We start from the raw sequence: 610 nt of genomic DNA, 5'->3' as shown, positions 1-610 counted from the left end.
TCCTGGCCGGCGGGATCGGTCATGTAGCCGACCTTCCTGCCATTACAGTCATACTGCTTGAGCTTGAGCAGATCGTAGCGGGGCGTTTCCTTTCCCCTGTAGCTGTGCATGCCCCACGAGCTCATCGTGCACAAAGGGGTCTTGCCTATTCGATTATGCAGATAGGACTGCAGACCCGTGCAATCGACGGTATAGGTGAAATTTCCGTTCCCTACACTTAAGAATCCATCTGGATCATACGAGTGAATGTGTGGATTGTGCTCCTGCACGAGAAATCTTCGTGCTAGCGGCATACCAGTGCCCCCTGTTTCTCTTCCAAGGCCACAAAGAACGGCCTTTCATTGGGTGTTTTATTGGGACTGTGGTAGGTCAGATACAAGACTCCTTCAAAGGAACGGAATATCATACCATGGCCGCCGTCACACTGGATGAGAGGTTTTTCTTGCTGTACCCAGGGACCAAGCAGTGAGCCCGAAGTACTTCTGGCATAGCCCATGGCATAGCCGGCTTCTGAAACGGTTGACCAGAGCATCAGCAGCGTGCCGTCCTTGGTGCGGTGCAGAAAAGGCCCGTCGGTGACCCTGGCATCGACGATGCCTGTTCCATCCCG

Annotated in this window: 2 pseudogenes; both read right to left on the bottom strand. The window is 53.8% G+C overall.

Annotation, left to right across the window (positions count from 1 at the left end):
• Window positions 1–293, bottom strand: a pseudogene (locus B3F49_RS03975) (hypothetical protein); the annotation flags it as partial.
• Window positions 284–610: pseudogene (locus B3F49_RS03970) on the bottom strand (glycoside hydrolase); the annotation flags it as partial. The pseudogenes B3F49_RS03970 and B3F49_RS03975, both read right to left, overlap by 10 nt.

The sequence above is a fragment of the Sphaerochaeta sp. UBA5836 genome (assembly GCF_002432845.1).
Classification (GTDB): domain Bacteria; phylum Spirochaetota; class Spirochaetia; order Sphaerochaetales; family Sphaerochaetaceae; genus Sphaerochaeta.
Note: the sequence above shows the minus strand (reverse complement) of the source record. Positions and strands in the feature narration are given on the sequence as shown.